The organism is Arthrobacter sp. 01T428 (genome assembly GCF_056398685.1).
In genome coordinates this window covers 248,948-257,495 of sequence record NZ_JBFTPW010000006.1, presented here as the reverse complement: position 1 = coordinate 257,495, position 8,548 = coordinate 248,948, and the positions used below count along the sequence as shown (strand labels likewise).

Below are 8,548 nucleotides of genomic sequence, written 5' to 3'. Positions count from 1 at the left end.
ACCCTGCTCTGCAGCCACCACCACCACGTCATCCACAAAGAACACTGGACCATCACCCTGGACAACGGCACCGCATGGTTCAAACCACCACCCCACCTCGACCCCCGCCAAACACCCCGACGCAACCACCACTTCAGACCCACCCGGACATAAACCCGCCCGGAATGAGACACGGGGGTTGACCGCCGTCGCGCAAAAGCAGGGCCTGCTACGGGCTAATCACCGCTTAAGCGGGCGTCCCGCCGTCGACGTCTGCCATTGCCTGTTCGCGGACGGCGGCCATCCTTTGGACGACGGTGACTGCCGTTGCGGCGGCGAGGATGACAAGGGTCACCAGCAAGACGACGGGGGGCAGCCCCAGCCCGGTCAGACCGGTGACGAGGAGCACGGAAATAAGCCGCTCAGCGCGCTCGGCGATGCCCACATTGGCGTAGAAGCCCAATGATTCAGCCTTGGCGCGGGCGTACGAAACCACCATCCCGAGCACCAGGCAGCCCAGGGACGCGATAGCAATCGCGCTGTTCCCGCCTCCCGTGAAGAACCAGATTGCGACGCCGGCGAAAATGGCGCCGTCTGCCAGCCGGTCCAGCGTGGAGTCGAGGAAGTTTCCCCACGGGCCGCTGCGTCCCTGTTCCCTTGCCATGATGCCGTCCACGACGTCGGACAGCGCGAAAACGGCGATCAGCAGCGAACCCCACCAGAGCTGGCCCAGGGGGTAGAGAATCAGGGCACCGAGAACTACGCCCGCGGTCCCGACGACGGTAACGGCGTCGGGCGAGACCCCCACCTTGAGCAGGAACCGGGCCAGGGGCGAGAACAGCCCGGTGAAGAACCCGCGGGCGTGCCGATTAAGCATCCGGCTCCCCGGACAGATCCGACTCTTCCGGCCAGGCGTCGGCCACTTGCTGGCGGACCTCGTCAAGGGTCTGGGTGACGGCCTTCGTCTGGGCGATGATGGGGAAAAAGTTACCGTCCCCGCCCCAGCGCGGAACTACGTGCTGATGCAGGTGGGCGGCGATGCCCGCCCCGCCGGCCACACCTTGGTTCATGCCCAGGTTGAAGCCGCTCGGGTTGGCCACCTTGCGCAGCACCCGCATCGCGGTCTGCGTGAGCTCCGCCATTTCCGCCGTTTCCTGCACGGTAATGTCCGTGTAGTCCGGAACATGCCGGTACGGGCACACGAGCAAGTGACCGGGGTTGTACGGGAACAAATTGAGCACCACGTAGCACGTCTTGCCGCGGCGCACGATGAGGGATTCCTTGTCCGTGCGGCTCGGAGCCACGCAGAACGGGCAGTCGTCCTCGTTCTTGAACTGGTTCTGCCCACCCTTGATGTAGGCCAGGCGGTGCGGAGTCCACAGGCGTTGGAAGGCATCAGGAACACCTGCCAGGCCGAAGTCGTCAGTCACTTCGGCATCGCCCGGATAGTCAGCTGTCACGCCCGTGTTCTCCTGCATTTTTCCTGGCCCCCGCGGTGTCCGACTCGTCAGCTCTCGCGGTTCTTGACGGCGTCCACGATCCTTCGGACGGCCTCGGCAACGGGCACACCGTTGTCTTGGCTGCCGTCACGGAAGCGGAACGACACCGCACCGGCCTCTGCGTCCTCTCCGCCGGCAATGAGGACGAACGGAATCTTGTCCTTGCTCGCGGTGCGGATCTTCTTTGGGAAGCGGTCCGAGGAAATGTCCACTTCGGCACGGATACCCGCAGCCTTGAGCTGGCCAACGACGTCGAACATGTAGTCGTTGAACGCCTCAGCCACCGGAATGCCGACCACCTGCACGGGCGAGAGCCACGCGGGGAAAGCTCCCGCGTAGTGTTCGGTGAGGACGCCCATGAAACGCTCTACCGAGCCGAACAGCGCGCGGTGGATCATGACGGGGCGCTGGCGTGTGCCGTCGGCAGCCTGGAACTCCAACTCAAAACGCTCAGGCAGGTTGAAGTCCAGCTGGATGGTGGACATCTGCCAGGTGCGGCCCAACGCGTCCTTCGCCTGCACGGAGATCTTGGGGCCGTAGAACGCGGCTCCACCCGGATCCGGAACAAGTTCCAGCCCCGAGGCCTCGGCTACTTCTGCCAAGGTGCGTGTGGCTTCTTCCCAGGCGGCGTCTTCCCCAACGAACTTGTCTTCGTTCTTGGTGGACAGTTCAAGGTAGAAGTCGTCCAGTCCGTAGTCCTTGAGGAGGCCAAGGACAAAGTTCAAGGTGGTGGTGAGCTCGTCCTTCATCTGTTCGCGGGTGCAGTAGATGTGGGCGTCGTCCTGTGTCATGCCGCGCACGCGGGTCAGACCATGGACAACACCGGACTTCTCGTAGCGATACACAGAGCCGAATTCGAAGAGCCGCAGGGGCAGTTCCCGGTAGGAGCGGCCGCGCGAACGGAAGATGAGGTTGTGCATCGGACAGTTCATCGGCTTCAGGTAGTAGTCCTGGCCGGGCTTGCGCACGGTGCCGTCGTCGTTCAGTTCCGCGTCGATGTGCATCGCCGGGAACATGCCTTCCCTGTACCAGTCAAGGTGGCCGGAGACCTCGTAGAGGTGTCCCTTGGTGATGTGCGGGGTGTAGACGAACTCGTATCCGGCGTCCACGTGGCGCTGGCGCGAATAGTCCTCCATCGCCTTGCGGATGATCCCGCCCTTCGGGTGGAACACCGGCAGGCCGGAGCCCAGCTCATCCGGGAAGGAAAACAGGTCAAGTTCCGCGCCGAGCTTGCGGTGATCTCGGCGCTCGGCCTCGGCGATGCGCTCCTGGTACGCCTTCAGCGCGTCCTTGGTGGGCCAAGCGGTGCCGTAGATACGCTGCAACTGCTGGTTGTTCTGGTTACCCAGCCAGTACGCCGCCGAGGAGCGGGTCAGGGCGAAAGCGTTGGAGATCAGTTTGGTGTTGGGCAGGTGCGGGCCTCGGCAGAGATCGCACCAGACGCTGTCGCCGCTCTTGCGATCCACATTGTCGTAGATGGTGATGTCCCCGGCGCCCACCTCGACGTTGACGCCCTCTCCGGCGTCGGCGGCGTCGTTCTTCTTGCCCAGCAGTTCAAGCTTGTAAGGCTCGCCCTTCATGGCTTCGCGGGCTTCGTCCTCGGTGACGACGCGGCGCACGAACTTCTGGTTCTGGTTGATGATCTTCTGCATCATCTTCTCAAGCTGCCGCAGGTCTTCAGGAGTGAAGGGCTCGGCGACATCGAAATCGAAGTAGAAGCCGTCTGTGATGTAGGGACCGATTCCGAGCTTGGCGTCCGAACGAAGCTGCTGCACAGCCTGGGCCATCACGTGCGCGGTGGAGTGGCGGAGGACGTTCAGGCCGTCCGGCGAGTCGATGGTGATGCCGTCAACCTGGGCACCCTCGGGCAGCACTTGGTCGAGGTCCTTGAGTTCGCCGTCGACTCGGGCCACAACGACGTCGCGGCGCTCAAAGAAGAGTTCCGCGCCGGTGGTCCCCTCCGTCACCTTGGTCTCTTCGCCATCGACGATGAGGGTGATCTGCTGGGCATCTGACACGGGTGTCTCCTATTCATTGATAAGGCTTCATAGCTTGTGGCGTACGGGGACCACAGCCAGCCATCGTCCATCGTATCCGCTCGGGCTGGGGCAGCCAAAGCAGGCGGAGGCGTGCCGTTTTCCCCCCGAGGAGACTTGGCGGGACGGCATTTTCGGCATGCGTCATTGCAGCCCGTTCAATCCGTAACGGAGTGCCCTGTGGGAACTGGAGTGCGGGGCGGTTTGCGAACCCGCGCTATCGCAGGGTTATAAGCGGCCTGCTGCGCTTCTCACTTCGTGCTTCCGCCATGCGGGTTGGTGGAACAGATGCAAGTGGTGGGCCTGACGCTCAAGGGACGGCGTCCACCGTCCGTGGCTCCTGTCCTTGATGAGGGCTGTTCCGGCGATCTCCCGGAGTGTGGATATCCCGCGGACAGCCGATTGTTTGGTGGCAAAGGTCGTAGACATCGCCAGGATCTCGCCTTCCCCGTCGCGCAGTGCAATCCTGTACCCATCGTTGGGTCCATCGACCAGCTCAAAGTATCCAGCCATTGTGTAGCCTCCTTTGAAACCTGAGGTTGTAAAGGACACCAACCAGTTTACCGAGTCAAAGCCGTGTTGTGGCGGGTTTTGGACCGCCGCAATGGCTCCGGCAGGTCCACTAAGCCTTGGCTTGGAGCAACGCAAGGAGGGCACTGCCGTCCGGACTGCCCAGGCCTGTGCAGGGATCCCAACCGGTCCCGGCGTGGTAGCTTCCATTGGAGCCTGAGGTGATGTCATGGAAGCCCGACGCCGGTTGCTTGCCGTTTTGGTAAAGCAGCGGCTGGATCAGGCCGAAGCGCCTGTTGGTGGCCTGGGCGAGCCGGGCGACGAGGGCCGCCCAGAGCGGCGCCACCGCACTTGTTCCACCGATCACCATGTCTTTCCCGTCGACGCGCACCTGATAGCCGGTCTGCGGGTCGGCAACGCCGCTGACATCGGGGACGCCCCTTCCGGCCTTCTTGGGCACAGGCTTGTGCTTGGCGTGCCCCGGGATCCCCGACTGCCAGGAGGGCGCCGGAAAGACGTCGCTGAATCCTCCGCCGGTAGCCGAGTTGGGTCCGTCGTTCCAGACCGTTTCCGCCCTGATGACACCTGTTGCGGTGTCCGCTTGAAGTCTGGTTCCGCCGCAGGCCAGCACATGAGGGCTCGACGCCGGGAAATCGGCGTGATCCTTGTTGTCGGTTGCGCCGTCGGCACTGCCGTTGTCCCCGGCTGCCGCTGTCACCGTCACGCCGAGGGCCGCGGCGTCGGCCATGGCCTGGTCGAAAGCCGTCCGGGCTTGGCCGGTCCAGGCGTCTTCGCTCTGGCCCCAGCTGATGCTGATCGCGGCCGGCGTCGGGGTTGCATGCGAGGCAGCGATAATCGCATCCAGGAACCCGGCGTCGGTGTTGGGGGCGAAATAGACCAATATGTTGGCCTTCGGCGCCAAGGCGCCGACCACCTCGATGTCCAGCAGGACTTCCCCGTCGGCGCCCGACGGATCCTGCCCCGGCTGGTTCGCCCCGCCGTCGACTCCTACTGCGGTGACGCTTGGCGTGGGGATACCAAGGCCCAGGAAGTACGTGTCAAGGTCTTGCTGCCCGTAGCCGCCACCCAGCTCGAGGATGGCAACGGTTTGGCCCGTCCCGTCCGTTCCCGCAGGGAAATTGTAGATCCTTCCCAGCTGCGGCGGGGTGTAGCTCGCAGCGGCCGCAGCGAGGGGAATGGCGCGGAATTGGGCGCGGGCCTGCGGCCGGTCGTCAAGGCCAAGGACGGCAACGATGACGCCGTCGAGGGCCGCAGGGACGTGGAGGCCTCCGGTGCGGTGCCGGTGGGTGATAGCGGTACCGTCCGGGCTTCGGCTGGTCAACCCGTCCAGGGATGTCCCGAAAATGCTGCTCATCTGCTCCACGGTTCCGGCCAGCCGAATCCTGCGGCTGGCCGCGTCCGACTCCACGACGTCGAGACCAAGGTTGGCGAAGGTGCCTACAGCAAGATCCAGGTCTGCGGCCGATGCGCCGTATCGGGAGGCAAGTTCGTCCCGCGAAAGCACAGCGGACGGCACCTCGGGCATTTCTTCCTGGCGCCTCAGGATGACTGTCGCTTCGATCCGATGGGAAGGATCGACAGGGCCGAGAATGTCCCGGAGGCCCGGGGCGGGAGCCCTGTCCGATCCTGGTAGCGGAACGCTTTGCGTCTCCCCCGGCCGACGATCTTCTGGAGTGTCCTGCATCGACATTGGTGCCTCCTAGCCTCACGGTGACAGAGCTCCGTCCCCTGCGATTATGCACCAGGAGTCACTTTGGCACCATGGCCTGGAAGGCCACAGGCTGCGACGATCTGAACGATGGCGGCTCCCGAAAGTTCTTGGGTACGGCGTACGCACGCGGTAGCGTGGGGCCTTGGCGGGCCATGCCACCGCAGCGGCTCGCGCAGCGGCGAGTCAAAGGAGCGAACCATCAATAGGTCACACCGAACATCAGCCCATGAACCCGACACTGCAGTAGAGCTGAACCCCGTCTTCAGCCGACCGGGAGAATCCAGTATTTTTCCACGGTTCACCATTCCGGACGGTGAGTCCCTTCCGTCGACCGCCTATCAGGTTGTCCACGACGAAGCCATGTTGGACGGCAACTCCCGCTTGAACCTGGCAACATTCGTTGGAACGTGGATGGAACCGGAAGCGTCGAAGCTGTACGCCGAGACGTTCGACAAGAACATGATCGACAAGGACGAGTACCCGCAGACGGCGTTGATCGAAACCCGTTGCTGGCGGATGCTCGCAGACTTGTGGAACGCACCCGATCCCGCCAAGTCAGTCGGGACCTCAACGATCGGTTCTTCCGAGGCGTGCATGCTGGGCGGCCTGGCCTTGAAACGTCGCTGGCAGCACGCACGGAGGGCGGCCGGCCTGTCCACGGACAAACCCAACCTGGTCCTCAGCTCGGCCGTCCAAGTGTGCTGGGAGAAGTTCTGCAACTACTGGGACGTGGAGGCCCGCTTCGTTCCGGTGTCGCAGGAACACCAAATGCTGGACGGCTACGAGCTGGACAAGTACGTCGATGAGAACACCATCGGCGTTGTCGCGATCATGGGCGTGACCTACACGGGGGTCTATGAACCCGTCGAGAAGATCTCGGCGGCGTTGGACGAGATCCAGGCAAAGCGGGGCCTTGATATTCCGATCCACGTCGACGGCGCCTCCGGAGCCATGGTTGCACCTTTCCTGCAACGGGAGACCGTCTGGGACTTCCGCCTGCCGCGGGTTGCCTCGATCAACACCTCCGGCCACAAGTACGGCTTGGTCTACCCCGGCCTCGGCTGGATTATCTGGCGTGACGAGCAGGCACTCCCGGAGGACCTGATTTTCCATGTCAGTTACCTGGGCGGGAACATGCCGAGCTTCGCCCTGAACTTCTCACGCCCCGGCGCCCAGGTGCTCCTTCAGTACTACCTGTTCCTCCGGCTCGGATACGAGGGATACAAATCCGTCCAGGCAACCTCCCGGGACGTGGCACTCTATCTCTCCAGTGAAATAGGGGCAATGGAGGCGTTTACTTTGTGGAGCGACGGATCCGACATTCCTGTCTTTGCCTGGCAACTCACCGACGGCTACACCGAGAGGTGGAACCTTCACCACTTGTCCGAAAGGCTGCGGATGAATGGGTGGCTCGTCCCCGCCTACCCCATGCCGGAAGGATTGAGCGAGATCACAGTCCAACGGATCGTTGTCCGCAACGGATTCACCCGCGACCTCGCATCCAGTTTCCTGGCCGATCTCAAGAAAGAAGTCGCCTACCTGGACGGCCTCAAGGCACCGATGCCCGCCGGTGGGCAGACCCAGGCGTTCCACCACTAGCCAGCAGCAGCTTCGCCGCCAGACGATTGAAGGAAGGATGCGTGCCATGTGCCGATTGTTCGGCTTGCATGCCGGTTCGCAAGCAGTCCGGGCCACTTTCTGGCTTTTGGACGCCCCGGACAGCCTCGCTGACCAGAGCCGGCGCGAGCCCGACGGCGCCGGCATAGGCACCTTTGACGGTGACGGCAAGGCCCATGTCGCCAAGCAGCCACTCGCCGCATGGGAGGACCACGCCTTTGCACGTGAAGCACGGGTCCTGAAGAGCACGACATTCCTGGCCCATGTGCGATATGCCAGCACCGGCGCGCACACCATGGTCAACACGCACCCTTTCGAGCAGGACGGGAGGTTGTTCGCCCACAACGGTGCCTTCGGCGATCTTGAGCGGTTGGACCAGCGGCTGGCGGAGTCCGGTGTCGCGGATCTGGTGAAGGGCCAAACAGACAGTGAGCGCCTCTTCGCCTTGATCACCGCGGAGAGCAGAAGAGCGGATGGCGACGTCGGCGAAGGTATCATCCGAGCGATCAGCTGGATCGCCAAGGAACTGCCGGTGTTCAGCTTGAACCTCATCCTGACGACGGCGAGCGACGTTTGGGCAGTCAGGTATCCGGACACGCATGAGCTTCACATTCTGGAACGGCTTCCTGCCCGCTCGGCCGAGGCGGCTCCCCTGGACGCGCGGAGCTCCAGGATCCGCGCCCACAGTAGGGAGGCCTCGCGTGCAGGACACGTCCTCATCGCCACCGAGCCGATGGATGACAACCCCGAGTGGAGAGCGCTTCCCGGTGGTGCCCTGGTCCACGTCAGTCCGGATCTGGCTGTGACCATCAGCCACCCCTTCCCGGAGGCTCCCGCACATCCCCTTACGCTGGCCGATCTCTCCCCCTCCGCGGCCGCATCCCAGAAACCGTGATCCTCGAACACAAAACGTCGCCCGGCGACTTAGCCTGGAGCTCGCGTGTTCATCGCGCCCGTGGGCCCTGCCGCACATAAGATCGATCCATGACCGCTGAAGTCGAATCCGAAACCGCCTTCGTCCCGGCCGTCCAACTCGACGGGCAAATGAGCATCAACGACGTCCTGCTGGAGTTGGGGCGGGAACCCGTGGTCTATCCGTCCGCGAACGCCGATGCGGGCGATTTCCACATTTTCTAGCACGACGCCCGGATCCCGGACGACGTCGGGCTCCTCAC

8 protein-coding genes are annotated in these 8,548 nt (G+C 63.6%); 3 read left to right on the top strand and 5 right to left on the bottom strand.

The window, feature by feature from the left end:
- Window positions 1-226: 226 nt before the first annotated feature.
- The 5 genes from pgsA to AC1DJB_RS09830 all read right to left on the bottom strand — a co-directional run bounded on the left by pgsA (window position 227) and on the right by AC1DJB_RS09830 (window position 5,735).
- Window positions 227-856, bottom strand: a complete 630-nt coding sequence (pgsA, locus tag AC1DJB_RS09850) for a phosphatidylinositol phosphate synthase (RefSeq protein WP_284988145.1) — start codon at window positions 854-856, stop codon at window positions 227-229.
- Complete coding sequence (locus AC1DJB_RS09845) at window positions 849-1,457, bottom strand: HIT family protein (protein ID WP_059389209.1); 609 nt, start codon at window positions 1,455-1,457, stop codon at window positions 849-851. Before AC1DJB_RS09845 ends, pgsA begins: the two co-directional genes overlap by 8 nt.
- A 29-nt stretch (window positions 1,458-1,486) precedes the next feature.
- Window positions 1,487-3,496 (bottom strand): threonine--tRNA ligase, encoded by a 2,010-nt coding sequence (gene thrS / locus AC1DJB_RS09840; RefSeq protein WP_476910172.1) that lies wholly within the window; start codon window positions 3,494-3,496, stop codon window positions 1,487-1,489.
- 246 nt (window positions 3,497-3,742) lie between these two features.
- Entirely contained in the window at window positions 3,743-4,027 is a 285-nt protein-coding gene (locus AC1DJB_RS09835; RefSeq protein ID WP_059389211.1) for a YegP family protein, read from the bottom strand.
- A 109-nt stretch (window positions 4,028-4,136) separates the two neighbouring features.
- Complete coding sequence (locus tag AC1DJB_RS09830; protein ID WP_476910171.1) at window positions 4,137-5,735, bottom strand: S53 family peptidase; 1,599 nt, start codon at window positions 5,733-5,735, stop codon at window positions 4,137-4,139.
- 219 nt (window positions 5,736-5,954) lie between these two features.
- Between AC1DJB_RS09830 and gad the strand changes: the two genes are divergently transcribed.
- The 3 genes from gad to AC1DJB_RS09815 all read left to right on the top strand — a co-directional run bounded on the left by gad (window position 5,955) and on the right by AC1DJB_RS09815 (window position 8,510).
- Complete coding sequence (gene gad / locus AC1DJB_RS09825; RefSeq protein ID WP_441437915.1) at window positions 5,955-7,355, top strand: glutamate decarboxylase; 1,401 nt, start codon at window positions 5,955-5,957, stop codon at window positions 7,353-7,355.
- A gap of 46 nt (window positions 7,356-7,401) precedes the next feature.
- The gene (locus tag AC1DJB_RS09820) at window positions 7,402-8,268 is read left to right on the top strand and encodes a class II glutamine amidotransferase (protein ID WP_284988148.1); all 867 of its coding nucleotides are present in this window, start codon (window positions 7,402-7,404) and stop codon (window positions 8,266-8,268) included.
- An 89-nt stretch (window positions 8,269-8,357) separates the two neighbouring features.
- Entirely contained in the window at window positions 8,358-8,510 is a 153-nt protein-coding gene (locus AC1DJB_RS09815) for a hypothetical protein (protein ID WP_172465612.1), read from the top strand.
- Window positions 8,511-8,548: the final 38 nt, after the last annotated feature.

Bases quoted from the DNA above. Each gene is read 5' to 3' on its own strand.
- AC1DJB_RS09845 (WP_059389209.1), bottom strand. From the start codon at position 1,457: ATGCAGGAGAACACGGGCGTGACAGCTGACTATCCGGGCGATGCCGAA.
- AC1DJB_RS09835 (WP_059389211.1), bottom strand. From the start codon at position 4,027: ATGGCTGGATACTTTGAGCTGGTCGATGGACCCAACGATGGGTACAGG.
- pgsA (WP_284988145.1), bottom strand. From the start codon at position 856: ATGCTTAATCGGCACGCCCGCGGGTTCTTCACCGGGCTGTTCTCGCCC.
- AC1DJB_RS09820 (WP_284988148.1), top strand. From the start codon at position 7,402: ATGTGCCGATTGTTCGGCTTGCATGCCGGTTCGCAAGCAGTCCGGGCC.
- AC1DJB_RS09815 (WP_172465612.1), top strand. From the start codon at position 8,358: ATGACCGCTGAAGTCGAATCCGAAACCGCCTTCGTCCCGGCCGTCCAA.
- AC1DJB_RS09830 (WP_476910171.1), bottom strand. From the start codon at position 5,735: ATGTCGATGCAGGACACTCCAGAAGATCGTCGGCCGGGGGAGACGCAA.